Here is a 26,007-nt window from a genome sequence, read left to right on the forward strand (position 1 = left end):
GAGTGGACCTGCACTTCGGCGACGGCAAGCCGACGGACGAGGAACGCGCCGCGGTGGACGCCCTGCTGGGCCCGCCGGAGTCCTCCTGGGAGGGCGCCGACCGCAGCGACGCGGACCTGAGGTGGGCGCGCGGCGGCCGGGCGGCCCGCGACCGGCGCGATCTGCTGCTGCCGGGGCTGCACGCCCTGAACGACCGGGTCGGCTGGATCAGCGAGGGCGGCCTCGGCTATCTGTGCCGCCGGCTGACCGTGCCGCCGGCCGAGGCGTACGGGGTCGCCACCTTCTACGCCATGTTCTCCGTCAGGCCGCGCCCGGCGACCGTGCTGCACGTGTGCACCGACCTGGCCTGCACCGCCGCCGGGGCCGGTGATCTGTGCGCCGGTCTGGAGGAACGCGCGGGCAGCGGGGTGAGCGTCGAGCGCAGCCCCTGCCTGGGCCTGTGCGAGCGGGCTCCGGCCGCCCTCGCCGTCAGGGCGGGCGATCCGGTGCGTACGGCGGTGGCGGCGCCGGCGACCGTGGACGAGGCCGTACGGGCGGCGGACGCGCCGGACTCGGCGCCCGAGGAGCCGCCGGCCGTGCTGGCCGTGCCCCAGGCCGGTCAGGACGGCCTCCTCCTGCTCGGCCGCGTGGGCGTCGTCGACCCGGCCTCCCTGGACGACTACCGCGCGCACGGCGGGTACACGGCCCTGCGGCGGGCCTTCGAGCTGGGGCCCGCCGGGGTGATCCGCGAGGTCACCGACTCGGGCCTGGCCGGCCGGGGCGGGGCCGCGTTCCCCACCGGCCGCAAGTGGCAGGCCACGGCGTCCCGGCCCGACCACCCGCACTACCTCGTCTGCAACGCCGACGAATCCGAGCCCGGCACCTTCAAGGACCGCGTGCTCATGGAGGGCGATCCGTACGCGCTGGTCGAGGCGATGACCATCGCGGGGTACGCGACCGGCGCCCACAAGGGCTACCTGTACCTGCGGGGCGAGTACCCGCGCGCCCTGCGCCGCATGGAGCACGCGATCGCGCAGGCACGCGCGCGTGGCCTGCTCGGGGACGACGTCCTCGGTCAGGGCTACGCCTTCGACATCGAGATCCGGCGGGGCGCGGGGGCGTACATCTGCGGGGAGGAGACGGCCCTGTTCAACTCCATCGAGGGCTACCGGGGCGAGCCGCGCTCCAAGCCGCCGTTCCCGGTGGAGAAGGGGCTGTTCGGCAGGCCGACGGCCGAGAACAACGTGGAGACGCTGGTCAACGTGCTGCCGATCCTGACGATGGGCGCCCCGGCGTACGCGGCGGTCGGCACGGAGCGCTCCACCGGGCCGAAGCTGTTCTGCGTCTCCGGGAGCGTCGAGCGGCCCGGCGTGTACGAGCTGCCGTTCGGGGCCACGCTCGGCGAACTGCTGCGGCTGGCCGGGGTGCGCCCTGGGCTGCGCGCGGTGCTGCTCGGCGGCGCCGCGGGCTCCTTCGTACGGCCCGACGAACTGGACGTCCCGCTGACCTTCGAGGGCACCAGAGAGGCGGGCGCCACGCTCGGATCCGGGGTGGTGATGGCCTTCGACGCCTCCGTGCCGCTGCCCCGGCTGCTGCTGAGGATCGCCGGGTTCTTCCGGGAGGAGTCCTGCGGGCAGTGCGTGCCGTGCCGGGTCGGGACCGTCCGGCAGGAGGAGGCGCTGCGCCGGATCGCCGAACGCACCGGGGCCGCGGCCGCCGACGACATCGCCCTGCTGCGGGAGGTCGGCCGGGCCATGCGGGACGCCTCGATCTGCGGTCTGGGGCAGACCGCGTGGAACGCCGTGGAATCCGTCATCGACCGTCTGGGGGCGTACACATGACCGTCACACCGCTCGGCATCCCGCGCCGGATGCTGGAGTTCACCGTCGACGGCGCGCCGGTCCGGGCGCCGGAGGGCTCGACGATCCTGGACGCCTGCCGGGCAGCGGGCAAGGACATCCCGACGCTGTGCCAGGGCGACACGCTGCGACCCAAGAACGCCTGCCGGGTGTGCGTGGTGGAGGTCGAGGGCTCCCGGACGCTGGTGCCGGCCTGCTCACGCACGGCCGAGCCGGGGATGGTGGTGCGCACGGGCACCGAGCGCGCCCGGCACAGCCGGAAGATCGTCCTGGAGCTGCTCGCCTCCAGTGCCGACCTGTCGACCACACCGGGGGCGGCGGAGTGGATCAAGGAGTACGAGGCGAAGCCGGACCGGTTCGGCCCCGACGCGGCGCGCGTGAACGAGGAGCCGAGGATCGACAACGAGCTGTACGTGCGCGACTACGCCAAGTGCATCCTGTGCTACAAGTGCGTCGACGCCTGCGGCGAGCAGTGGCAGAACACCTTCGCGATCTCGGTGGCCGGACGCGGTTTCGACGCCCGGATCGCCGTCGAGCACGACGCCCCGCTGCCCGACTCGGCGTGCGTGTACTGCGGGAACTGCGTCGAGGTGTGCCCGACGGGGGCGCTGGCGCCGAAGACGGAGTACGACATGCGGGCGGCGGGCACCTGGGACGAGTCACGGCAGACGGAGACGTCGACGGTGTGCGCGTACTGCGGAGTGGGCTGCACCCTCACGCTCCACGTGCAGGACAATGAGATCGTGAAGGTCACCTCGCCGCACGACAATCCGGTGACCCACGGCAATCTCTGCATCAAGGGCCGTTTCGGCTACCAGCACGTACAGAACCGGGGCTGATCAGGACATGGGACGAGTCACGGAACGACGCAAGGTCCTCCGTATCCGCGACGGGGCGCTCTCCTCCCGGCCGGACACGCTCGTCGCCGAGGAACCCCTGGAGATCCGGCTGAACGGAAAACCGCTCGCCGTCACCATGCGCACCCCCGGCGACGACTTCGCGCTGGCGGCCGGGTTCCTGGTGAGCGAGGGAGTCCTGGCCACCGCCGACGACGTGCGCAACATCGTGTACTGCGCGGGGGCGACGGTGGACGGGTCCAACACCTACAACGTGGTCGACGTGACGACCGCGCCGGACGTGGCCCTGCCCGACTTCACCCTGGAGCGGAACGTCTACACGTCCTCATCCTGCGGCCTGTGCGGCAAGGCCAGCCTGGACGCCGTCCGGACGACCGCGCGCTTCCCGATCGCCGACACTCCCCCGCTCCGGGTCACCCCGGAGCTGCTGGCAACCCTCCCCGGCCGGCTGCGGGCGGCCCAGCGGGTGTTCGACCGCACCGGCGGCCTGCACGCGGCGGCCCTGTTCGACGAGGACGGCGAGCTGCTGGACGTACGGGAGGACGTGGGCCGGCACAACGCGGTCGACAAACTGGTCGGGCGGGCCCTGCGCGACGGGCAGCTGCCGTTGTCGCGGGCGATCCTCCTGGTCTCCGGCCGGGCGTCGTTCGAGCTGGCGCAGAAGGCGGTGATGGCGGGCATCCCGGTGCTGGCGGCGGTGTCGGCGCCGTCGTCGCTGGCGGTGGACCTGGCCGCGGAGACGGGGCTGACCCTGGTGGGCTTCCTGCGGGGCAGCTCGATGAACGTGTACGCGGGCGAGGACCGCATCGCCCTGCGGGCGGCGGCCGCCCAGGGCTGACGCCTGTTTTTGGCTTCGTTCGCCTTCGGGGGCGCTTCAGCCGGCGCGGAGAGACCGAACGTGCTCAGCGCTTCGCGCCGCCTCTTTTCGGCTTCGTTCGCCTTCGGGGGCGCTTCAGCCGGTGTGGAGAGACCGAACGTGCTCAGCGCTTCGCGCCTGCGCGCGTTCGGTCTCTCCACACCGGCGCGCCCCCTTCGGCTCTCTTCGCGGCCGGCGCGTAGGGACAGGCGGACTTGGTGGGCTCTTGCCGTGGGCGGGTCCGGGCCCGGTCGGGCTGGGCGCGGTCAGGTGAAGGCCACGTCGGACGACCTCGTCACCGTGCCCAGCCTGGGGAAGTCCAGCCGGACCGACGCCTCGTGCTCGGCGGCGGTGAAGGCGGCCATGGCGTCCTCGACGAAGACGAGGTCGTAGCCGAGGTCGGCGGCGGCCCGGGCGGTGGACTCGACGCCGAGGTTGGTGGCGACGCCGCCGAACACCAGGGTGGCGACGCCGCGTTCGCGCAGCCGCTCGTCCAGGCCGGTGCCCTGGAAGGCGCCGATGGTCCGCTTGACCACCTCCAGGTCGCCGGGCCGAGCCAGGCCGGGCACGAACCCGCTGCCGGGCGGCTGTTCGGCGACCGCGGGGCGTTCGACCCGGACGAGGACGACGGGCGCCCCGGCGGCACGGAAGACACCGGCCAACTCTTCGGCGGCGGACAGCACTTCGGTGCCTTTGCGGGGTTCCAGGGGCAGCGCGACGATGCGTTCCATCAGGTCGATCAGGACCAGGGCGGTGCGCTGCGGGTCGAGGAGGGGAGCTGCGGTCATGACGGAACGTTAGCCGCCGTCAGCCGTCCGTGCCGGAAATCCGGATCAACAGCCCCATGAACTGATCGCGTTCGGCGGCCGACAGCGGGGCGAGCAGCTCGTCGTTGGCGGCGCGGGCGGCCTTCTCGCAGCGGGCGAGGAGACGGGCGCCGCCGTCGGTGAGGGTGACGGCGTTCTTGCGCCGGTCGCGTGGGTCGGGGGCGCGCAGCACGTGGCCGGCGGACTGCAGGTCGTTGAGGACGCCGACCAGGTCCTTGGGGTCGAGGCCCACGCTGCGGCCGAGGTCGGCCTGGGCGACGGGCTGCAGGTCGCGGACGGCGGAGAGGACGACATGGTGCCACATCTTCTGCCCTTCGGCCGCGAGGGCGCCGGCGACCAGGGCGCGGCCGCGGGCGGCGGCGCGGCCGAGGAGCCAGCTGGGCAGGGAGCGGATCGCGGGCAGGGGTGCTTCGGCCATGCCGGGAGCCTAGCCGAGAAAACGTTGGAGTCCCCAACGAAACTCCGCTACCGTTGGGGCTCCCAACGAATTCGTGGGGAGTCCCAACGGTCGGAGGCCGGGCCTGTCCGGCGTGGAGGTGTGTGCGATGCGTCGCGTCCGGTACGAGTCCGCCGGCGGCCCGCTGTTCCTGGAGCAGGTCCCCGTGCCCGAGCCCGGCCCCGGGGAGCTGCTGGTGCGCTGCGCGGCGGTCGGGGTCACCCTGCCCGTGGTCCGCAAGGTCACCGAGGCGGCCGAGCCGATCGCGCTCGGCGGAGAGATCGCCGGCGAGGTGGTGGCGGCCGGCGAGGGCGTCACCCGCTTCCGGGTGGGCGAGCGGGTGACCGGGCTGTGCTTCGGGCACGGGTACGCCGACTTCGCCCTGCTGCACGAGGCCATGGCCTCCCCGGTACCGGACGGCGCCGACGCCGTGGACGCGATCGCCCTGGTGCGCAGCGGCCTGGTGGCGTACGGGGTGCTGGAGGCGGCGCGGCCGGCACCGGGCGAGGCGGTCCTCGTGACGGCGGCGGCGAGCGGGATCGGCCACCTCGCCGTGCAGCTGGCGCGGGCGCGGGGCGCCGGACGGGTGGTGGGGGCCGTGTCGGATCCGGGGAAGGCGGAGTTCGTCCGCTCCCTCGGCGCGGACGACTGTATCCGGTATGGCGACGACAGTTGGGGGGATCCGGTCGACTGTGTCCTGGACGCCGTCGGCAGTGACCTGCTCACCCCCGCCCTCGCCGCCCTGGCTCCGCACGGCCGGCTCGTCGCCTACAGCTCGGGCGGCGGCACCGTACGGGCGTACGACCTGCTGGTGGGCGCCAAGTCGGTGATCGGGTTCCAGATGGCCCTGATCGCCCGCGGCCGGCCCGACCTGTACGAGCAGTGGCGCCAGGAACTGTGGCGGTTGTTCGCCGAGGGCACCCTGAAGCCCGCCGTGCACGCCGAGTTCGCCCTGGAGGACGCGGCGAAGGCGCACGAGGCGATCGAGCGGCGGGCCAACCTGGGCAAGGTCGTGCTGCGCCCGTAGGGGCTGCGCGGGTTCTGTGCGCTGCACGCTTCTTGTGGGGCGCCACGGGCCCCAACTACCGTCGACGGTGCGCACGTTGGACATGGGATGTCCGGATGACCAGATGTCCGGCCGACGAAGGGCCAGGTCCCGTCATGCCGTCAGGTCTACGCGCCCGCCTCAGAGCCGTACTCGCCACCGCGCTCAGCACGGCGGCACTGCTCCTGGTGCCGCTCGCAACCCCCCACCCCGCACACGCCGACTCCCCCGCAGCCGCCCCCGAGTTCGACCAGCAGATCCTGTTCAAGGCGTCCCAGGACCCCGGCTACGCCTGCTTCCGCATCCCCGCGCTCGTGCGGGCGACCGACGGCACACTGCTGGCGTTCGCCGAGGGCCGGGTCCTCAACTGCGGCGACGCCGCCGACATCGACATCGTGGTGAAGCGCTCCACCGACGGCGGCCGCACCTGGGGCCCGCTGGAGGTCGTCAACGACGGCGGCGGCGACACCCACGGCAACCCGGCGCCGGTCGTGGACCGCGCGACGGGCCGGATCTGGCTCGCCGAGACGTACAACACCGGCCGTACCGACAGCGCCAGTTGCCCGGTCCCCTGCGACCGCAGCCCGCACCTGCAGTACAGCGACGACGACGGCCGGACCTGGTCCGCGCCGCGCGATCTGAGCCCGGAGATCCTGCCCGCCGACTGGAACTCCTGGTACGCGACCGGTCCGGTGCACGGCATCCAGCTCACCAGGGGCCGCTACGCGGGCCGGCTGGTCTTCGGGGTCAACGCCGAGACCTGGGACGGCACCCGGGTCACCGCCAACCACGCGGCGCTGATCGTCAGCAACGACCACGGCGGCCACTGGCGGGTCGGCGCCACCGACACCTGGCCCATCGCCGAGGACGGCACCTTCCGGCAGAAACCGTCCGAGCTGACCCTCGCCGAGCGCGGCGACGGCTCGATCCTGGTCAGCGGCCGGGAGCAGGACGGCACCGATCTCGGCCACCGCACCCAGGCGGTCAGCCGCGACGGCGGCACCAGCTTCACCGCGCCCTTCCACGGCCTGCCCGACCTGTACACCCCGCAGGTCCAGGGCTCGCTGCTGCGCCTCGGCGACCGCCTGCTGCTGGCCTGCCCGGCCGACCCCGACCGGCGGCGCACGATGATGATCCGCTCCTCCTACGACGGCGGCCGCACCTGGGACGGCGTGGACCGCGGCACGGTCGTCACCACGGACTGGTCCGGCTACTCCGACCTGGTGCGCGCCGACGCGGACACGGTGGGGCTGGTCTACGAGGGCGGCGCGGTGGACGCCCGCGACGAGATCCGCTTCGCCCGCTTCACCGAGGACTGGCTCGCCCCGCGCCGCGGCCCCGACCCGGTCACCGCCGACCTCGCCCCGCGCGCCCGCCCGGCCGCGGTGCTCGGCGGTGCGGAGGAGACGGACGGGGTCTTCGGCGGTGCGCTGCGGTTCGACGGCGCCGACGACGCCGTACGCCTGCCGTTCCGCTCCACGCTCCCGCTGGACGCCGGGGACTTCACGGCGTCCCTGTGGTTCCGGTACACGGCCACGGGCGGGGAGCAGCCGCTGCTGTGGATGGGCGGGGTCGGCACCACGCAGCCGCAGGTGTGGGTGCGCGGGGAGCCGGCGAACCACCGCATACAGGGGCTGATCACCGTACGGGACGGGGCCGTCGCGCCGCAGACCGCGTACGTGCGCACGGACAGTGCGTACAACGACGGCGGATGGCACCACCTGGTGCTGCGGCGGGGCGGGGGCCGGCTGACGCTGCTCGTCGACGGTGCGCAGTCGTCCGTCGCCGGCCTACCGGGTTCGGTGAGCCGCAACTCCCCCTTCGGCGTGCACCTCGGTCAGCGCATGGACAGCCGGGCCTTCTTCACCGGCGACCTCGACGAGGTGCACGTGTGGGACCGGGCCCTGACCGACGCGGAGGTGGCGGACCCGAAGGCGCTCAGGTCACCGAAGGACACGGTGCTGTGGCTGCCCCTGGACCACGTGAGCGGCTGACCCGTGGCCGGTGCCCGGGGCCTGCTCCGGGTCCCGGGCCCGCCGCTTGGCGATGACCGCGCACACCATCAGCTGCATCTGGTGGAACAGCATCAGCGGCAGCACGGCCAGGGAGGCGTGCGCACCGAACAGCACGCTCGCCATGGGCAGACCCGAGGCGAGGGACTTCTTCGAGCCGGCGAACTGGATCGCGATCCGGTCCTGTCTGCCGAAGCCCAGCGCCTTGCCGCCGTACCAGGTCAGGGCGAGCATCACGGCGAGCAGGACGGCCTCGACGGCGAGCAGCCCGCCGAGCCGGACAGGGCTGACCTGGTGCCAGATGCCACGGATCACGCCCTCGCTGAACGCCGTGTAGACGACCAGCAGGATCGACCCGCGGTCGACCAGCCCCAGGATCTTCTTGTGCCGGGCTACGAACCCCCCGATCCAGCGCCGCAGCACCTGGCCCGCGAGGAACGGCACCAGCAGCTGGAGCACGATCTTGACCAGCGAGTCGGCGGAGAACCCGCCGCCGCTGTTGCCCAGCAGCCCGGCCGCCAGCAGCGGGGTCAGGACGATGCCGACGAGGGAGGAGAAGGAGCCCGCGCAGATCGCGGCCGGCACGTTTCCGCGGGCGATCGAGGTGAAGGCGATGGACGACTGGATCGTGGACGGCACCAGCGTCAGGAACAGCAGGCCCTGGTAGAGCGGCTGGGTCAGCAGCACCGGCACCAGGGCGCGGGCGGCCAGCCCGAACACCGGGAAGAGCACGAACGTGCAGACCAGCACGGTGACGTGGAGCCGCCAGTGGCGCAGTCCGTCCAGCGCCTCGCGCGTGGAGAGCCGGGCGCCGTAGAGGAAGAACAGGAAGGCGATCGCGGCCGTGGAGGCTCCGGAGGCGACGTGGGCGGCCGTGCCGTGCGCCGGGAACAGCGCCGCGAGGCCCACCGTCCCGAGCAGCAGCACGATGTACGGGTCGACCGGCATCCAAGTCGGCCAGCGCAGGCGTTTCACGGTGCTCCGATGCAGTGTGGTCGTTCGGTCCGGGGCCGAAAGGGCCCCCTTCCATGATCCCCGTCGGACCGCTGTTCGGGAATCCCGTATACCGCTCTGACTGTCATCATGTTCCGCGATTACAGCGTAGGCTGACGGGCGTGTACGACCCCACGCAGCTGCGCACCTTCCTGGCGGTGGCCCAGACGCTGAGCTTCACGCAGGCGGCGCGCCGGCTGGGGCTGCGCCAGTCCACGGTCAGCCAGCATGTCCGCCGCCTCGAGGACGCGACCGGGCGGCAGCTGTTCACCCGGGACACCCACGCGGTGGAGCTGACCGGGGACGGCGAGGCGATGCTGGGCTTCGCCCGCCGGATCCTGCAGGTCCACGAGCAGGCGACGGCGTTCTTCACCGGCACCCGGGTGCGCGGCCGGCTGCGGTTCGGCGCGTCGGAGGACTTCGTGCTCACCCGGCTGCCGGAGATCCTCGAGAGCTTCCGCTACGACCATCCCGAGGTCGACCTGGAGCTGACCGTGGAGCTGTCCGGCACCCTGCACGAGCAGCTGGCCGCCGGGAAGCTGGACCTGGTGCTCGCCAAGCGGCGCCCGGAGGATCCCCGCGGCGAACTGGTCTGGCGCGACGACCTCGTCTGGATCGGCGCCGAGCGGCTGCGCCTGGACGCCGACCGGCCCGTGCCGCTGATCGTGTACCCGCCGCCCGGCATCACCCGGGCCCGCGCGCTCGACGTGCTGGAACGCCAGGGCCGCGACTGGCGGATCGTGTGCACCAGCGGCAGCCTCAACGGGCTGATCGCGGCGGCCCGCGCCGGGCTCGGCGTGATGGCCCACTCCCGGCGCCTGATCCCGCCCGGGCTGTTCCGGCTGCCCGACCGCCACGGCCTGCCGGACCTCGGCAAGGTCGACTTCGTCCTCGTCCACGGCCGCCGCCGGGGGACGGCGGAGGAGGCCGCGAACGCGCTCGCGGCGGCGGTCCTCGCGGGCGGGGAAAGGCTCCGGCGGCAAGGCGGCTGAGAGCTCCGGGAGGCGAGCGCCGGCGGGGGCGGGCGGCTGCGGTCGCGTGAGCGGGCCGCGCCGCCGGGGCGGCCGGCTCCTCGTGGTCCGGTGCCGGTGTTTCAGCGGGGCGCCGGGTACGTCAGTTGTTTGACGCGGCGCAGGAACGGCGTGGTCTCCACGTGCTGGACGCCTTCGAGCCGGCCGAGGGGGCCGCTCAGATAGGCGTAGAGACCGGCGGCGTTGCGGGCCAGCACGGTGACGAGCAGGTTGCACGGGCCGGCCGTCGCGGAGACCCACGCCGTCTCCTCGTGCGCGGCCAGGGCCTCGCCGACGGAGTGCAGGGCGGCGGGGGCGGCGGTGATCCACAGGATGGCGGCCACGGGGTAGCCGACGGTCTCCGTCTGGTACTCGGTGTCGATGTAGACCGCCCCGGAGGCCCGCAGCTGCGCCAGCCGCCGCTTGACCGCCGACTCCGAGCGGCCCGTCGCCCGCTGCAGCTCCGGGTAGGAGGCGCGGCCGTCCCTTTCCAGCACCGCCAGCAGGGGTTCGTCCTCGGGGTCGAGGCGGGGCGGTACGGGGTGGGCCTCCGGCGCGGTGCGCAGGGCCGCGATCTGTTCGCCGGTCAGCGCGCCGAACTTGCGGATCCAGCCCGAGGAGCCGCCGTAGAAGCGGTGCAGGAGCTGGTGGGCGCGGATCTCGACGACGCTCGGGGTGCGCGGCAGCTTTCCGAGCAGCAGGTCGTCGTGGTCGCCGGGATGGCGCGGCCGGGTCGCGCACAGCACCTCGGTGCCGCCCGAGGCGAGCCCGACCCAGGAGGTGTCGCGGCGCTTGGCGAGGGCCTCCGCGATGGCCAGGGCGCTGTCCGGGGCGCAGCGGATCCGCAGCATCCACTGGTCCTGGCCGAGCGCATAGCCGTCCCGCATGGCGACGACCCGCAGACCCGCTTGCGCGCACAGGCGGCGGTAGCGGCGCGCGACGGTCTGGTCGGACACGCCGAGCACGGCCGCGATCCGGCTGAAGGAAGCCCGGCCGTCCGTCTCCAGCGCGGCGAGCAGCTGCAGGTCGAGCCGGTCGAACGTGTCGGATTCCATCTGTAGCACTGGCTCTCCTGTCGGATTCCGTCGGCTGCGGGCCGCGCACTCCGGAAATCGGCCGTGACGAGGCCATCGTACGGAGCGACACAAGCAGTCGTACGGCGATGCGGGGAGTGGGACATGCGGAGATGGGGGACGCTCACGGCCGTGTGCCTGGGCACGTTCATGTTGTTGCTGGACGTGACGATCGTGGTGGTGGCGCTGCCGGACATGGCCGGCTCGCTGCACGCCTCGCTGGGCGATCTGCAGTGGGTGGTGGACGGGTACGCGCTCGCCCTGGCCGCGCTGCTGCTCAGCGCGGGGGCGGCGGCCGACATCCTCGGGCGCCGCAGGGTGCATGTGGCGGGTGTCGTGCTGTTCGCGGTCGCCTCGCTGCTGTGCGGGGTCTCCACGGGTCCGGCGGTGCTGGTGGCCGCGCGGGCGGTGCAGGGCGTGGGGGCGGCGGCGATGTTCGCGACGACGCTGCCGTTGCTGGGCTCGGTGTACCAGGGCAGGCAGCGGTCGGCGGCGCTCGGTGTGTGGGGCGCGGTGAGCGGCGGGGCCGCGGCGGTCGGCCCGGTCCTGGGCGGCCTGCTGACCGAGGGGCCGGGCTGGCGGTGGATCTTCTTCGTGAACCTGCCGGTGAGCGTCGTCGAGGTGTGGCTGACGCTGCGGGTGGTGCCGGAGTCGCAGGGGCTGCTCGCGGCTGGGGGCGCCCCGGGCGAGCGAGGCGGTGTGTGGGGCAGGGTCGACTGGGCGGGCATGGCTGCGTTCGCCGGTTTCGGGGGCGGGGTGACGTACGCGGTGGTGCGGGCCGGTGAGGACGGCTGGACGGCGCCGGGGGCGCTGGCGGCGTTCGGGTGCGCGGCGCTGGCGCTGGTGCTGTTCGTCGTGGTGGAGCGGCGGGCGGCGTATCCGCTGCTGGACCTCGCGCTGCTGCGGCGGCCCGCGTTCGCCGGGGTGCTGCTGGGGGCGTTCGCCTTCAACGGGGTGGCGTTCGGGATGACGCCGTACCTGTCGATCTGGATGCAGACGCTGCTGGGAATGTCGCCGGTGCGCGGCGGGCTCACGCTGCTTCCGATGACGGTCGCGGCGATGATCGTCGCGGTGCTGGTGGGCCGGCTGCTGCACGGTGTGCCGGCGCGGCTGACCATCGGCGGCGGCCTGCTGCTGATCGGCACCGGAAACCTCTGCCAGGCCGTGCTGGACGCGGGTGCCTCCTGGACGGCGCTGGCGCCCGGGTTCGTGCTGGTCGGCGTCGGCACCGGGTTCGTCTCGCCGACGGTGGCCGGGGCGGCTCTGGCGGCGGTGCCGGCGGAGCGGGCCGGGATGGCGGGCGGCGCGGTGAACACCGTGCGGCAGCTCGGGTACGCGCTCGGGGTGGCCGTCTTCGGCACCGTCGTCACCTCCCGGATGACCGGCACGCTGCCGGGCGGCGCGGCGCACGCGCTGGCCGGCGGCGCGGCGGGCGCGTTGCGCGGCCGGGTCCCGGAGCACACCCTGCGCGCGGCGTTCGCGTCGGGCCTGAACGGTGCTCTGCTGACGGCCGGCCTCGCGGCCATGGCCGCGGGGGCGCTGGTGCTGCTGCTGGTGCGCCCGGGCCGCCCGGCGACGGACCAGACCCAGGAGCCCCGAAGCCCGCTGCCGGCCCGCCGGTGACGGCCGGTCCCCGGGCGCGGCAGCCGACACCGGGACGGCACGGCGCCCCGAGCGGGGCGGCACCGGGAAGGCGCGGCGTGGCCTTGCCCCCAGCGAGGCGGCACCGGTGACTCCCGGCCCCCAGCGAGGCGGCACCGGGACGCCACGGCCTGCCCTGAGCGGGGCCACACCGGGAAGGCGCGGCCCGGCCCCAGCGGGGGGCACGGGAACCAACGCCCCGGCACCCGGCGAGGGCGACACAGGCGACGCGGGCCCCGGGCCCCAGCGGGGCGGCATCGGGAAACGCACGGCCCGGCCTGGCGCCCGGCGCCCGGCGCCGGGAAGGCAAACGCACGGCCCGACGCCCGCGGGCGGCACGGCGAAGCACGGCCCGCCCCCAGCGGGGGCAGCGCTGTGAACGCACGGCGCCCAACCTCGGCGGGGGCGGCACCGGGAACCTCCCGGTGCCGCCCCCGCCTGCGTGCTTTCCGGTCCCGGCGACCGCCGGGTATGCGGTGATGGCGGTGGTGTGGGCCGTAATCGCCGCGTACAGATTCGGTGGAGATTACGGCACCGAAACTTACTGACCCGTCAGTATTGTGTCCGGCCCCTCCCCTTGTACGGGCATTTTCCGGTCACTGCCCTGGGGAAACGTGATGTTTATGCGGTTTCCTACCCTCTCCCGCCCCGTGACGGCGTGGGGTAGCTTTCACCGCGCTGTGCCGAGCATCACGGGCGTGACCATGCAGCGAGGATCGGGGAGCGAGGTTTGCGCGAGTTCACCAACCCGCCGCTCACGTCGGCACCGCCGGTGGGCGGTCTGGCCGATGTGGTCTTCGAGCATGCCCTGACGGACCCGACGCACGTCGCCCTCGGCCGCAAGGACGCCGCCGGACGGTGGCGCGACGTGACCGCCGCCGAGTTCCGCGACGAGGTCATGGCGCTCGCCAAGGGCCTGCTGGCCCGCGGCATCCGCTTCGGCGACCGCGTCGCCATCATGTCCCGCACCCGCTACGAGTGGACCCTGTTCGACTTCGCCCTGTGGTCGATCGGCGCCCAGGTGGTGCCGGTGTACCCCACGTCCTCGGCCGAGCAGTGCTTCTGGATGCTGTACGACGCCGAGGTGTCCGCGGCGATCGTGGAGCACGAGGACCACGCGATGACCATCGCCACCGTCATCGACCGCCTCCCGCAGCTGCGCCAGCTGTGGCAGCTGGACTCGGGCTGTGTGCAGGAGCTGTACGACGCCGGGGCGCATCTGGACGACGACGTGGTGCACCGGCACCGGCAGGCGGTCACCCCGGAGTCGACCGCCACCGTCATCTACACCTCCGGCACCACCGGCCGCCCCAAGGGCTGTGTCCTGTCGCACGGGAACTTCATGTTCGAGGCGGACACCATGATCGGGCGCTGGGAGCCGGTGTTCCACTCCAAGAAGGGCGACGAGGCGTCCACGCTGCTGTTCCTGCCGCTCGCCCACGTCTTCGGGCGGATGGTGGAGGTCGCCGCGATCCGCGGCCGGGTCCGGTTCGGGCACCAGCCGCAGCTGAACGCCGCCGCCCTGCTGCCGGACCTGCAGGCGTTCAAGCCGACGTTCATCCTCGCGGTGCCGTACATCTTCGAGAAGGTGTTCAACGCGGCGAGACGCAAGGCGGAGAAGGAGGGCAAGGCGGGGCCGTTCGAGAAGGCGGTCGACATCGCGGTGAAGTACGCGGAGGCCGTGGAGGCCAAGGCGTGGGGCATCGGGCCCGGACCGTCGGCGGGCCTGCGCATGCAGCACCAGATCTTCGACAAACTCGTCTACTCCAAGGTCCGCGCCGCGATGGGCGGCCGTATCCGCAACGCGATGTCCGGCGGCTCGGCGATGGACCGCCGGCTGGGGCTGTTCTTCGCGGGCGCGGGTGTGCAGATCTACGAGGGTTACGGCCTGACCGAGTCGACCGCCGCGGCCACCGCCAACCCGCCCGAGCGCACCCGCTTCGGCACCGTCGGCCAGGCCATACCGGGGACGACCGTGCACATCGCCGACGACGGCGAGGTCTGGCTGTACGGCGGGCACGTCTTCCAGGGCTACCTCAACAACCCCAAGGCCACCGACGAGTCCCTGCACGACGGCTGGCTCGCCACCGGCGACCTCGGCTCGCTGGACGAGGACGGCTATCTGACCATCACCGGCCGCAAGAAGGAGATCCTGGTGACCTCCGGCGGCAAGAGCGTCTCCCCCGGGGTGCTGGAGGAGCGGGTCCGCGAACACCCGCTGGTCAACCAGTGCATCGTCGTCGGCAACGACCGCCCCTACATCGCGGCCCTGGTCACCCTGGACCTGGAGGCCGTCGAGCACTGGCTGCAGATGCGCGGGAAGCCCGGCATGAGCCCGGCCGAGCTGGTGCGCGACCCGGATCTGGAGACGGAGGTGCGGCGCGCGGTGGTCGCCGCCAACACCCTCGTCTCCCAGGCCGAGTCGATCCGTACCTTCCGCATCCTCGCGCAGCCGTTCACCGAGGAGCACGGTCTGCTCACCCCGTCGCTGAAGCTGAAGCGGAAGGCGATCGAGAAGGCGTACGCCAACGAGGTCGAGGCGCTTTACCGGACGTGAGACATCGTCGGCGCCGTCAGGAATGCGGTGCGGCCCGTGATCGTTGACCATGGGAGTACCAGCTGTCGACAACCGAAGGATCAAGAGGCTCGTGAGCAGCAAGGTCCCCCCGATCATCCTCAACAACGGCATCGAGATGCCCCAGCTGGGCTACGGCGTCTGGCAGGTGCCGGACGACGAGGCCGAGCGGACCGTCGCCCTGGCGCTGGAGGCCGGGTACCGCAGCATCGACACCGCGGCCGTCTACGGCAACGAAGAGGGCACCGGCAGGGCCATCGCCGCCTCCGGCCTGCCCCGCGAGGAGATCTTCGTCACCACCAAGCTCTGGAACGCCGACCACGGGTACGACGCGGCGCTGCGCGCGTTCGACGCGTCGCTGGCGCGGCTGGGCCTGGACTACATCGACCTGTACCTGATCCACTGGCCGCTGCCGGCCCGTGACGCCTACGTCGACACCTACAAGGCGCTCGAGAAGCTGCTCTCCGACGGCCGGGTCCGTGCCATCGGCGTGTCGAACTTCCTCAACGAGCACCTGGAGCGGCTGATCGCCGAGACCTCCGTCATCCCGGCGGTCGACCAGATCGAGCTGCACCCGCACCTGCAGCAGCACGCCGCCCGCGAGTTCCACGCCGAGCAGGGCATCGCGACCGAGGCCTGGTCGCCGCTGGGCCAGGGCAAGGGCCTGCTGGAGGTGCCGGCGATCGTCGCCATCGCGCAGAAGCACGGCCGTACGCCGGCGCAGGTCGTGCTGCGCTGGCACATCCAGCTCGGCAACATCGTGATCCCGAAGTCCGTGACGCCGTCCCGGATCAAGGAGAACATCGAGGTCTTCGACTTCAGCCTGGACGACGAGGACCTCGCGGCGATCAGCGCGCTCAACGAGGACCGGCGGCTGGGTCCGGATCCGGCCACGTTCGACATGGGCTGACGCCGGCGCCCGCGCACCGAGGCCGTCCGCCCCGCGGCACAGCGGGACGGACGGCCGTACGCCGTCGCGGGCGGGTCACTCGTCCCGCACGTCCGCGTGCAGGACCTCGAACTCCTCCAGGGTGACCACCGTGGCGTGCGCCTTGGCCGCGCTCTCGCGCCGTACCGCGGCCTGGCGGGCGCGGCTCCCGGCGAGCGAGGGGCGGTCGGCGAAGAGGACGCCGGTCATGCCCCGGCCGCGTTCGCGGTCCAGGAACAGGGCCGCGCCGGCGAATCCGGGCAGCACCTCCAGCCGGGGCAGCACTCCGGCGTGGAAGGTGTCGGCGGCGAGGTCCGCGTCGGCGGGGTCGCACTCGAACCGGGTGATCCGCACCCCGCCGCCGGTGAGGGGCCCGCGTCCGGCGTGCAGGACGGCGGCCTCGAAGTTCTCGACGGCGACGGTACCGGCGAAGGGCTGCAGCAGCTCCGGCCGCCGCACGCTCATCACCTCGTCGCTGTTGCGGCGCGCCTCCGCGGACTCCCACCAGCTGACCGTGAGCAGTTTGCCCAGCTCGCGGTCGACGAAGAGGCCCGCACCGCGGTAGCCGGGCCGCTCCTCCAGCAGGTCGCGCCCGCGGGTGTTCAGGGCCCCGACGGCCAGGCCCAGCCGTGCCGGATCTCCGGTCGCGTACACCGTGCGTACGAACATGCGCCTCGCCTCCCGGAACCGCGACCGTGTGGCCGACGGTGGCTTATATATCCGGAATAGTGGTTTTCTCCAGTCTTGCCACGGTCACAAATCGCCGCAATGCGCAGAGGTTTCGGGAGCCGGCAGCCGAAGGGTTGACGCGGACATGCACACGGGTCCACGGTGTACGGCACAAAGTAAGGAAACTTTCCTAACAGAAGGGCCCCCACAGTGCGCCTTCGAACCCTGACCTTCGCCGCGGCCTCCTCGGCCGCCCTGCTCGCCGCGGGAGTGCTGCCCGCGCACGCCTCCGCCGGCTCGGCGGCCCGCACCGCCCCGGCCTCCGCCCAGGAGGGCTCGGTCAGCGCGGCCGACCTGCTCGCCAAGGTCACGTCGTGTTCGCAGATATCGAACGGCAAGTACAAGACCGACGACGAGACGTCGGCCACCGTCCCCGTGTGCGGCAAGAACGGCGCGGTGTTCTGGAAGGCCGACATGGACATCGACTGCGACGGCCAGCGCACCACGAACTGCAACGAGAACCGCGACCCCTGGTACCAGGACGACACCGCCTTCCACCAGTCCGACGGCAAGCCGCTGAAGGCGGAGTCGCTGCCGTACGTCGTGGTGCCCAGCTCCAGCGGCATCTGGAACTACTCGAGCGCCGGCATCAAGGGCGGCGGCGTGGTCGCGGTCATCTACCACAACAAGGTGGAGTACGCCGTCGTCGGCGACACCGGGCCCACGAAGATCATCGGCGAGGCGTCGTACGCCACCGCCAAGGCGCTCGGCATCGACCCCGACCCGAAGACCGGCGGGGCCGACTCCGGCGTGACCTACATCCTGTTCAAGAACTCCAAGGTCTCCCCCATCGAGAGCCACAGCGCCGCGGTCTCTCTCGGCGACCGGCTGGCCAGGCAGTTCATCGCTAACAACTGACCTGCGGCGTACGTCAGTTGGGCTGGCCCAGCGGGCGTACGACCACGGTGTTGACGTCGACCCCGGCCGGCTGCCGGATCGCCCAGACCACCGAGTCGGCGATCTGGTCGGCGGTCAGCAGGTGCCCCGGGGGCAGGCTGCCCAGGCCGTCCCAGAACGGGGTCTCCACCCGGCCGGGGGCGACCAGCGTCACACCGATCCCGAACTCGGTGACCTGCCGCCGGGTGTTCTCGGCGAGCCCGGTGACCGCCCACTTGGTGGCGCCGTACAGGTTGCCCGGGGTGTTCACGAACCCGGCGACGCTGCCGACCAGCACGATCCGGCCGCGGGACTCCTTCAGCGCCTCGACCGAGGCCCGGATGAGCAGGGCGGGACCGAGGACGTTGGTGAGCACCATCTCGGGCCAGCCGGCCGGGTCTCCGTCGGCGACGGTGTCATGCGTGGCGAAACCGGCGTTGGCGACGACCGTGTCCAGCCGGCCGTACGTCTTGAGCGTCCGGCCGACGGCGTCCTGCACATCGCCGAACACCGCCGCGTTCCCGGCGACCGTCAGCAGCTCCCCGGGATTCCCGAGCGCCTCGGCGAAGTCCCGCAGCCGGGACTCCGTGCGGCCGGTGACGGTGACCCGGTGCCCTGCGGCCAGCAGCTGCCGGGTCACGGCGGCCCCGATGCCGGTGGCGCCGCCGGTGACGAGTGCGACCGGAGAGTCGTTCATGGTGAGGTCCCCCTGTGCGTCGGTGAGACGGGGAGTCCATCACTTGGAGCGCTCTCCATGTCAAGCGCGGTCGCCGGCGGCACGGGCCCGCGGCTGCGGGCGTCGTCGCTCACACCGGCCGCACCGCCCGGTGCACCGTGTGGGCCGCCAGGACGAACACGTCGGGGCGCCGGTGGACGCTGCGGGGGTCGGCGGGGTCGAGGAGGCGGTCGAGGGTGGCGATGTCGTCGGCGTCGAGGGTGTCGGTGAGGACGTCCCGGAAGCGGGTCAGCGCGGCGGCGACGAAGGCGCGGGCCCGGTCCGGTACGGGGGCGGGGATGTCGAGGAGGAAGCTGCGGGTGCCCGTGTGCTTCAGGCCGGCCGCGGTCAGCAGGGCCGGCCAGTCCTCGGTCTCGGCGACCGCGCCGGGCAGCTCGGCGCGCATCCGGGCGAAGCGGTCCTCCTGGGCGGCGTCGAGCCGGGCCTGCAGTCCCGGGCGGCCGAAGCCGATGTCACGGGGCAGATAGCGGGCGGGCAGGCCGCCCTCCAGGATGGCCAGCGTGCCGCCGGGGGCGAGCCGGGCGCCGAACGCGGCGAGCGCGGCCCTCTGGTCGCCGAGGTGGTGCAGGCTGCGGCTGGCCCACAGCAGGTCCGCCGGGTAGTCCAACTCGGCGAGGGATTCCGGCAGTTCGCCGGTGAGCGTGTCGAAGCGGTCGGCGACGCCCTGGCGGGCGGCCCGGTCCCGGGCGCGCTCGAGGAGCGGCGCGGAGCCGTCGGCGGCGACCACCCGGGCGCCGGGAAACGTCTCGGCCATCAGGCAGGAGATCACCCCGGGCCCGCTGCCCGCGTCCACGACCAGACCGGGCTCCGTCACCTCCTTGCCCAGCCAGGCCAGGGCGCGCGCGTACGCCGGGGCGAACACCTCGGCCTCCGTCTCCAGTGTCGCGGCCATCGCGCCCCAGTCGATGTCGTCGCCGTGGGCGTGGCCGTGACGGGCGTCGTGCCCGGAGTGGGCGTGGTGGTCGTGTGCCATGGCGGTCAGCCTCTCGCTCGGGTGCGGCCAGGGTGCGACGGCGCACGGCGGGGTGCCAGTTTCGTTGCCGGTGCCGCAAAAAGTTGCGGGTGCCGCAAAAAAACGGGATGCGCGGGAGCGGGGAGGGGACCAGCATGGGGCTCCGTGGACGACGCACTGGTGCACCGCTTTCTCACCGACGGCTTCGTGAAGATCGAGGGCGCGGTCCCGGCCGCCGTCGCGCGGGAGTGCGCCGCGCTGCTGTGGCGGCAGACCGGGTACGACCCGGACGACCCCGGTACCTGGAAGGACCCGGTGGTGTGGGTCGGGGACATGGCCCAGGAGCCGTTCGACGCGGCGGCCAACTCCCCGGTGCTGCACGAGGCGTTCGATCTGCTCGTGGGTGAGGGCCGGTGGGCGCCGCGTCACTCGCTGGACTCGTTCCCGCTGCGCTTCCCGCACGCCGAGGAGCCTGAGGACGCGGGCTGGCACATCGAGGGGAGCTATCTGCCGGAGGGCGAGAGCTGGTACTTCGCCAATCTGCGCTCGCGGGACCGTGCGCTGCTGATGCTGTTCCTGTTCAGCGAGGTCACCGACGCCGACGCCCCGACGCGGATCCGGGTCGGCTCCCATCTGGACGTGCCACCAATGCTGGCGCCGTACGGCGAGGCGGGGGCGTCCGTCCTGGAGCTCGGCCCCCGGCTGGCCGAGGCCTCGGCCCACCGCCCGCTCGCCCACGCCACCGGGCGCCCCGGCGACGTCTACCTCTGCCACCCCTTCCTGGTGCACGCGGCTCAGCCGCACCACGGCGCCCGGCCGCGGTTCATGGCACAGCCGCCGCTGTATCCGGCGGCGCCCTGCGCGCTGGAGCGGGCGGACGGGGCGTACTCGCCGGTGGAACGCGCGATCCGCCGGGGCCTCGGGCGCTGACCCCCGGGGCCCCGGCGGACGTTCACCGCGTCAGGGGGTCACGACAGCGGCGGGTAGGCGTTCTGCATCAGCTGCTGGAACTCGGCGGAGAACCAGTGCCCGGCCAGCGGCGCGTTCGGCAGGGCGCCGGTGGGGTTGTTGCCGTTGCGGGAGTTGCCGCCGTACGTCGGGTCGCACATCTGGTCGAAGCCCTTGCCCTCGTCGTTGGAGATGGCGGTGCTGGACCCGTCCGACTCCCCCGGCGGCTTGACCCACACGTAGGCGTCGATCCCGGCGGCCGGAGCCGCGGCAGGGCGTTCGCCGAGGCCGGCGCCGCTCTGGTTGCACCAGTTGCCGACGTGGACGCGCCGGTCGATGCGGCTGCCGTTGACGTAGTCGTCGACGGAGGTCAGCGGGCCGGGGCCGGTGGGCCGGGCGGAGCCGCCCCAGCCGTTGCGGGAGGTGTCGATCAGCATGCCCAGACCGGAGTTGAACCCGGCAGCGACGAGCTTGTCGCGCAGTCCGAGGGCGTACGACTGCTCGTCCACGTACTGGTTCCAGTCCACCCACTTCGACTGGCGCACGGTGGTGCCGTTGACGGTGTCCGTGACCTTGAAGTACGGCTCCTTGGTGGGGCTGTAGTTGGCGGTGTTGACGATGAACCCGGTGACGTCGTTCACGCCGGCGCCGTTGGTCGTGGCGACCTTGTAGAACTCCTGCACGGACGGGCCGAGGTTGGTGTCCCAGCCGAGCCAGCCGTGGTGGCCGGCGTCGATGTAGTTGTAGACGTTGGGGATGGCGCCGAGCTTCTGCAGGGCGTAGCTGACGCCCTTCTCGTAGTTCCCGTTCGCCTTCATGGTCTCGCAGTTGGCGGTGCTGGTGTTGGTGCCGCCGGCGTTGGTGACCAGGTTGGGCAGCGAGTCGGGCTCGATGACGGTGGCGATCCTCAGGGAGGCGTAGGCCGGGTCGGCGAGGATCGAGGCGATCGGGTCGATGTACTGGGTCTTGTACTTGTCGATGTCGTTGGGGCCGAGTTCGCCGTTGGAGGCGAGGGCGGCGCAGTCGCGGCCGGGGAGGTCGTAGATGACCAGCTGGACGACCAGGTCGCCGGAGCCCTTCTGCTTCAGGGCCTCGTTCAGGTGGTCGCGCAGACCCATGCCGCCGCCCACGCCGTTGATGGTGGCGATCCGGTCGAGCCAGACGGCGGTGGGCTGGTTGGAGATGCGGCTGCCGCCCGGTTCGGCGGCGGCGTGGGCCGACCACTCGGGGTTCACGTAGACCTTGGCCCCGGCGTAGGGGTTGTCGACCTTGCTGCCGGTGCCGCCACCGCCGGTGCCACCGCCGCCCGTTCCGCCGCCGCCGGAGCCGCTGCCGGAGCCGCTGCCGTCGTCGACGTTGCAGGTGACGCCGTCGAGCGTGAACGTGCTGGGCACGGCGTTGGTGCCGCTGTAGGAGGCGTTGAAGCCGAAGCTGACCGAACCGCCGGTCGCCAGCGTGCCGTTGTAGCCGGCGTTGGTGGCGGTGACGGCGGTGCCGCTCTGGCTGATCTGGGCGTTCCAGCCGTTGGTGACCTTCTGGTTGCCGGCGTAGGACCACTTCAGCGACCAGCTGGACTTGGCGGCCGCGTTGTTGGTGAGGGTGACGGCGGCGGTGAAACCGGTGTCCCACTGGGTCTGCACCTTGTAGTCCACGGTGCAGGGGACGGTGGCGGCCGCGGCGGAGGCCGGGCCGGTGCTGAGCGCCGTCCCGGAGGCCCCGGCGACCAGTGCCAGGGCGGCGAGCAGCGTTGTTCTGGTACGACTCATGAGTGCGGGTTCCTTCTGTCGTCCGGTACGGATCTGGGGGTGCGGAACTAGGGGTTGAGGGCGCGCAGGTGGTCGCGCAGCCCGGCGCCGTAGGCGGTGGCCGGATTCCCCGTGGGATCGGACGGCTTGTACGCGCTCCACCGGCTGAGGTCGTTGGAGTACGCCAGGCCGCCCGCCATGACGGCGTTCTTCGCGCAGGCGCCGCGGACGGCGTCCACGAGGTCCTGCATGCCGGCGACCTCGTAGGAGATCCCGGGGCAGGTTCCGCCGTCCCGCCAGCACGTCCAGGCGTCGGCCGCGCCGGCGGTCGCCCGGTCCGGGTAGGGCTCGTTGAACAGGTCGAACACCACAGCCGGGTCATCCTTGAAGGTGCTCGCCACCGACGCCCGGAACGACGGGCTGTACTGCATGTCGGGCATCGGCTTCCGGCAGGTGGCGTGCACGTCGGAGCAGCCGGCCGAGTTGCCGGTGTACTGCCCGTAGGTCCAGTGCAGGTCGAGGACCGGGGTCATGCCGTGCGCCTCGACCCGGGCACCGTGCACGCGGGTGTGGCTCCCTGCGCCGACACGACCGGTACGACCGCGCTCCCGACGAGCGCGACCGCACCGGCGGTGGCTAAAGGTACTGAACGCGGGGGGTGTCGCATGAGCGACTCCTTGCAGTTGGGCGCGCCGTGACAGGCGCGTCGACTGACTGGAACCGCTCCCACTGGTGCGAAGGAAGGTAGCGCCAAGTAGCCGGCTTGCACAGGGGAGTTACCGACTTTTCCGCAACGGTCCAGGTCGAATCTTTTCGACTCTTCAAGCACCTTGACCGCTCACAGGGTCATCCTCACTATGGGAGCGCTCCCACTGGTTCAAGCCTTGACCTCTCCCGAGGACATCCCTCCCGAGCAGCACCCCCACCGAGGAGGAACCAGCACATGGATCCCGGACGCAGACGCAGAGCCGTGCGGCGGTGGTGGACCGCCGTGGCGGCCGCGCTGGCCCTGCCCCTGTCGATGCTCGCCACCGGTGCGACGACCGCGCACGCGGCGTCCGTGCAGTGCAGCGTCGACTACAAGACCAACGACTGGGGCAGCGGTTTCACGGCCGACCTGACCCTCACCAACCGCGGCGCGGCCGCCATCGACGGCTGGACGCTGAGTTACGCCTACACCGGCAACCAGACGCTGTCCAACGGCTGGAACGGCAGCTGGTCCCAGTCGGGCAAGACGATCACCGTGAAGAACGCCTCGTACAACGGCACCATCGCCGCCGGGGCCGCCGTCTCCACCGGCGCGCAGTTCAGCTACAGCGGCACCAACACCGCGCCCGCCTCCTTCACCGTCAACGGCACGGTCTGCGCCGGCGCGCACCAGCCTCCGGTGACGGTGCTGACCAGCCCGAGCGCGGGCGCCGTCTACAGCCAGGGGGACGCGGTGCCGCTCGCGGCCACGGCCGCGGCCGCCGACAACGCGTCGATCAGCAAGGTGGAGTTCTACGACGACACCACGCTGCTGGGGACGGACACGAGCGCGCCGTACACGCTCTCCGTCTCCGATCTGACCGTGGGCAGTCATTCACTGGTGGCGAAGGCGTACGACAGCCTGGGCGCCTCCGCCGCGTCCACGCCGGTGGGCATCACGGTCGCGTCCGGTCCCGCGGTGGTGGCCTCGCCCACCCAACTGGGCGTCCAGCAGGGCAAGTCGGGCACGTTCGGCGTGAAGCTGTCGAAGCAGCCCAGCGCGAACGTCACGGTGAGCGTGGCCCGCACGGGCGGCAACACCGGACTGTCCGTCACCGGCGGCTCCTCGCTCACCTTCACGCCGTCGAACTGGGACACCGCGCAGTCGGTGACCGTCACGGCGGACTCCTCCGGCACCGGCAGCGCGACCTTCACCGCCTCGGCCACCGGCTACGGCAAGGCCACGGTCACGGTGACCGAGCTGGCCGCGTCGAAGGCGTACGACGCCCGCTTCCTGGACCTGTACGGCAAGATCACCAACCCGGCGAACGGCTACTTCTCCCCGCAGGGCATCCCGTACCACTCGGTGGAGACGCTGATCGTGGAGGCCCCGGACTACGGCCACGAGACGACCTCGGAGGCGTACAGCTACCTGCTGTGGCTGCAGGCGATGTACGGCAAGGTCACCGGCGACTGGTCGAAGTTCAACGGCGCGTGGGCGCTGATGGAGAAGTACATGATCCCCACCCACGCCGACCAGCCGACGAACTCCTTCTACAACGCCTCCAAGCCGGCGACCTACGCACCCGAGGAGGACACCCCGGACCAGTACCCGGCGAAGCTGGACACCTCGGTGTCCGTGGGGACGGACCCGATCGCCGGTGAGCTGAAGAGCGCGTACGGCACGGACGACGTCTACGGCATGCACTGGATCGAGGACGTCGACAACGTCTACGGCTACGGCGACACGCCGGGCGGCACCTGCGAGGGCGGCCCGACCGCGAGCGGTCCGTCGTACCTGAACACCTTCCAGCGCGGCCCGCAGGAATCGGTGTGGGAGACCGTCCCGCAGCCGACCTGCGACGCCTTCAAGTACGGCGGCAGGAACGGCTACCTGGACCTGTTCACCGGCGACAGCTCCTACGCCAGGCAGTGGAAGTACACCGACGCCCCGGACGCGGACGCCCGCGCGGTGCAGGCGGCGTACTGGGCGGACGTGTGGGCCAAGCAGCAGGGCAGGGGCGGCGACGTCTCCGCGACCGTCGCCAAGGCCGCGAAGATGGGCGACTACCTGCGGTACGCGATGTACGACAAGTACTTCAAGAAGATCGGCAACTGCGTGGGCCCCTCGGCCTGCCCGGCCGGCACCGGCAAGGACGCCTCGCACTATCTGCTCTCCTGGTACTACGCCTGGGGCGGCGCCACCGACACCTCCGCGGGCTGGGCCTGGCGGATCGGCTCCAGCCATGTCCACGGCGGCTACCAGAACCCGCTGGCCGCGTACGCGCTGAGCAGCTACCCCGACCTGGAGCCCAAGTCGGCGACCGGCGCCTCGGACTGGGGCAAGTCGCTGCAGCGGCAGCTGGAGTTCTACCAGTGGCTGCAGTCGTCCGAGGGCGCGATCGCGGGCGGCGCGACCAACAGCTGGCAGGGCCGGTACGCCAACCCGCCGGCCGGCACGCCGACGTTCTACGGCATGTACTACGACGAGGCGCCGGTCTACCACGACCCGCCGTCCAACCAGTGGTTCGGCTTCCAGGCCTGGTCGATGGAGCGGGTCGCCGAGTACTACCAGCAGACCGGCAACGCCACGGCCAAGGCGGTGCTGGACAAGTGGGTGAAGTGGGCGCTGTCCAAGACCACGATCAACCCGGACGGCACCTACCGGATCCCCTCCACCCTCCAGTGGTCGGGCCGGCCCGACACCTGGAACCCGTCGAGTCCCGGTTCCAACAGCGGGCTCCATGTCACCGTCGCCGACTACACCGACGACGTGGGTGTGGCGGCCGCGTACGCCAAGACGCTGACGTACTACGGCGCCAAGTCCGGTGACGCGACGGCCAAGTCGACCGCGAAGGCGCTGCTGGACGGCATGTGGAACAACGACCAGGACAGCCTGGGCATCGCCGTCCCCGAGACCCGCAGCGACTACAGCCGGTTCGGCGACGGCGTGTACGTGCCGAGCGGCTGGAGCGGCACGATGCCGGACGGCGACAAGATCGATTCCTCCGCCACGTTCAGCTCGATCCGCTCCTTCTACAAGAACGACCCGGCGTGGTCGGAGATCGAGTCCTACCTCAAGGGCGGCGCCGCGCCCGTCTTCACGTACCACCGGTTCTGGGCCCAGGCGGACATCGCCCTGGCCATGGGTTCGTACGCGGAGCTTCTCGAATAGCCCCAGCCCCGCAAAGGCTCCGCGTACCGCGCCGGGCGGCCCCACCCGCACAGGGGGGCCGCCCGGTC

General features: G+C 72.3%; 20 protein-coding genes and 1 pseudogene. 12 read left to right on the forward strand and 9 right to left on the reverse strand.

The window, feature by feature from the left end:
* Positions 1-2 precede the first annotated feature (2 nt).
* The 3 genes from OG956_RS05980 to fdhD are packed head-to-tail and all read left to right on the forward strand — an operon-like array spanning position 3 to position 3,533.
* A complete protein-coding gene (locus OG956_RS05980; RefSeq protein WP_330342753.1) occupies positions 3-1,820 on the forward strand; it encodes an NADH-ubiquinone oxidoreductase-F iron-sulfur binding region domain-containing protein in 1,818 nt (605 codons plus the stop codon).
* Complete coding sequence (locus tag OG956_RS05985) at positions 1,817-2,677, forward strand: 2Fe-2S iron-sulfur cluster-binding protein (protein WP_330336888.1); 861 nt, start codon at positions 1,817-1,819, stop codon at positions 2,675-2,677. Before OG956_RS05980 ends, OG956_RS05985 begins: the two co-directional genes overlap by 4 nt.
* 7 nt (positions 2,678-2,684) lie before the next feature.
* Positions 2,685-3,533, forward strand: a complete 849-nt coding sequence (fdhD, locus tag OG956_RS05990; RefSeq protein WP_330336889.1) for a formate dehydrogenase accessory sulfurtransferase FdhD — start codon at positions 2,685-2,687, stop codon at positions 3,531-3,533.
* 284 nt (positions 3,534-3,817) lie between these two features.
* Here the strand turns inward: fdhD and OG956_RS05995 are convergent, their stop codons facing one another.
* Together OG956_RS05995 and OG956_RS06000 are read right to left on the reverse strand one after the other, a co-directional pair.
* Complete coding sequence (locus OG956_RS05995; RefSeq protein WP_330336890.1) at positions 3,818-4,339, reverse strand: isochorismatase family protein; 522 nt, start codon at positions 4,337-4,339, stop codon at positions 3,818-3,820.
* Positions 4,340-4,358: 19 nt separating this feature from the next.
* On the reverse strand, positions 4,359-4,796 hold the full coding sequence (locus OG956_RS06000) for a MarR family winged helix-turn-helix transcriptional regulator (RefSeq protein WP_330336891.1): 438 nt from the start codon (positions 4,794-4,796) through the stop codon (positions 4,359-4,361).
* 127 nt (positions 4,797-4,923) lie between these two features.
* Between OG956_RS06000 and OG956_RS06005 the strand changes: the two genes are divergently transcribed.
* Together OG956_RS06005 and OG956_RS06010 are read left to right on the forward strand one after the other, a co-directional pair.
* On the forward strand, positions 4,924-5,841 hold the full coding sequence (locus OG956_RS06005) for a quinone oxidoreductase family protein (protein WP_330336892.1): 918 nt from the start codon (positions 4,924-4,926) through the stop codon (positions 5,839-5,841).
* 134 nt (positions 5,842-5,975) lie between these two features.
* Complete coding sequence (locus OG956_RS06010; protein WP_330336893.1) at positions 5,976-7,853, forward strand: sialidase family protein; 1,878 nt, start codon at positions 5,976-5,978, stop codon at positions 7,851-7,853.
* On the opposite strand, the gene OG956_RS06015 is transcribed toward OG956_RS06010, so the two are convergent.
* Entirely contained in the window at positions 7,803-8,846 is a 1,044-nt protein-coding gene (locus OG956_RS06015) for a bile acid:sodium symporter family protein (protein WP_330336894.1), read from the reverse strand. The two genes, OG956_RS06010 and OG956_RS06015, sit on opposite strands and share 51 nt — an antisense overlap.
* Positions 8,847-8,986: 140 nt before the next feature.
* Between OG956_RS06015 and OG956_RS06020 the strand changes: the two genes are divergently transcribed.
* On the forward strand, positions 8,987-9,856 hold the full coding sequence (locus OG956_RS06020; protein ID WP_330336895.1) for a LysR substrate-binding domain-containing protein: 870 nt from the start codon (positions 8,987-8,989) through the stop codon (positions 9,854-9,856).
* 101 nt (positions 9,857-9,957) lie between these two features.
* On the opposite strand, the gene OG956_RS06025 is transcribed toward OG956_RS06020, so the two are convergent.
* Positions 9,958-10,929 (reverse strand): Lrp/AsnC family transcriptional regulator, encoded by a 972-nt coding sequence (locus tag OG956_RS06025; RefSeq protein WP_330336896.1) that lies wholly within the window; start codon positions 10,927-10,929, stop codon positions 9,958-9,960.
* A 123-nt stretch (positions 10,930-11,052) separates the two neighbouring features.
* Between OG956_RS06025 and OG956_RS06030 the strand changes: the two genes are divergently transcribed.
* The 3 genes from OG956_RS06030 (at position 11,053) to OG956_RS06040 (ending at position 16,073) form a co-directional block, all read left to right on the forward strand.
* On the forward strand, positions 11,053-12,570 hold the full coding sequence (locus OG956_RS06030) for an MFS transporter (RefSeq protein ID WP_330336897.1): 1,518 nt from the start codon (positions 11,053-11,055) through the stop codon (positions 12,568-12,570).
* 748 nt (positions 12,571-13,318) lie between these two features.
* On the forward strand, positions 13,319-15,145 hold the full coding sequence (locus OG956_RS06035) for an AMP-dependent synthetase/ligase (protein ID WP_330336898.1): 1,827 nt from the start codon (positions 13,319-13,321) through the stop codon (positions 15,143-15,145).
* Positions 15,146-15,236: 91 nt separating this feature from the next.
* Positions 15,237-16,073, forward strand: a complete 837-nt coding sequence (locus OG956_RS06040) for an aldo/keto reductase (RefSeq protein WP_330336899.1) — start codon at positions 15,237-15,239, stop codon at positions 16,071-16,073.
* A 75-nt stretch (positions 16,074-16,148) separates the two neighbouring features.
* On the opposite strand, the gene OG956_RS06045 is transcribed toward OG956_RS06040, so the two are convergent.
* A complete protein-coding gene (locus tag OG956_RS06045) occupies positions 16,149-16,760 on the reverse strand; it encodes a hypothetical protein (RefSeq protein WP_330336900.1) in 612 nt (203 codons plus the stop codon).
* 210 nt (positions 16,761-16,970) lie between these two features.
* Here OG956_RS06045 and OG956_RS06050 point away from each other — a divergent pair, with 210 nt between their 5' ends.
* Complete coding sequence (locus OG956_RS06050) at positions 16,971-17,678, forward strand: glycoside hydrolase family 75 protein (RefSeq protein ID WP_330336901.1); 708 nt, start codon at positions 16,971-16,973, stop codon at positions 17,676-17,678.
* A gap of 13 nt (positions 17,679-17,691) precedes the next feature.
* Here OG956_RS06050 and OG956_RS06055 read toward each other — a convergent pair whose 3' ends face one another.
* Positions 17,692-18,393, reverse strand: coding sequence for an SDR family oxidoreductase (locus tag OG956_RS06055; protein WP_330336902.1), 702 nt, complete (start codon positions 18,391-18,393; stop codon positions 17,692-17,694).
* A 109-nt stretch (positions 18,394-18,502) separates the two neighbouring features.
* Complete coding sequence (locus OG956_RS06060) at positions 18,503-19,405, reverse strand: class I SAM-dependent methyltransferase (protein ID WP_330336903.1); 903 nt, start codon at positions 19,403-19,405, stop codon at positions 18,503-18,505.
* A 144-nt stretch (positions 19,406-19,549) separates the two neighbouring features.
* Between OG956_RS06060 and OG956_RS06065 the strand changes: the two genes are divergently transcribed.
* Positions 19,550-20,314, forward strand: coding sequence for a phytanoyl-CoA dioxygenase family protein (locus OG956_RS06065; protein WP_330336904.1), 765 nt, complete (start codon positions 19,550-19,552; stop codon positions 20,312-20,314).
* A 38-nt stretch (positions 20,315-20,352) separates the two neighbouring features.
* Here OG956_RS06065 and OG956_RS06070 read toward each other — a convergent pair whose 3' ends face one another.
* Positions 20,353-22,098 (reverse strand): glycoside hydrolase family 6 protein, encoded by a 1,746-nt coding sequence (locus tag OG956_RS06070; RefSeq protein WP_330336905.1) that lies wholly within the window; start codon positions 22,096-22,098, stop codon positions 20,353-20,355.
* 89 nt (positions 22,099-22,187) lie between these two features.
* Positions 22,188-22,631: pseudogene (locus OG956_RS06075) on the reverse strand (cellulase family glycosylhydrolase); the annotation flags it as partial.
* Positions 22,632-23,020: 389 nt separating this feature from the next.
* Here OG956_RS06075 and OG956_RS06080 point away from each other — a divergent pair.
* A complete protein-coding gene (locus OG956_RS06080; protein WP_330336906.1) occupies positions 23,021-25,939 on the forward strand; it encodes a glycoside hydrolase family 48 protein in 2,919 nt (972 codons plus the stop codon).
* Positions 25,940-26,007: the final 68 nt, after the last annotated feature.

Source organism: Streptomyces sp. NBC_00557, from assembly GCF_036345995.1.
GTDB lineage: Bacteria > Actinomycetota > Actinomycetes > Streptomycetales > Streptomycetaceae > Streptomyces.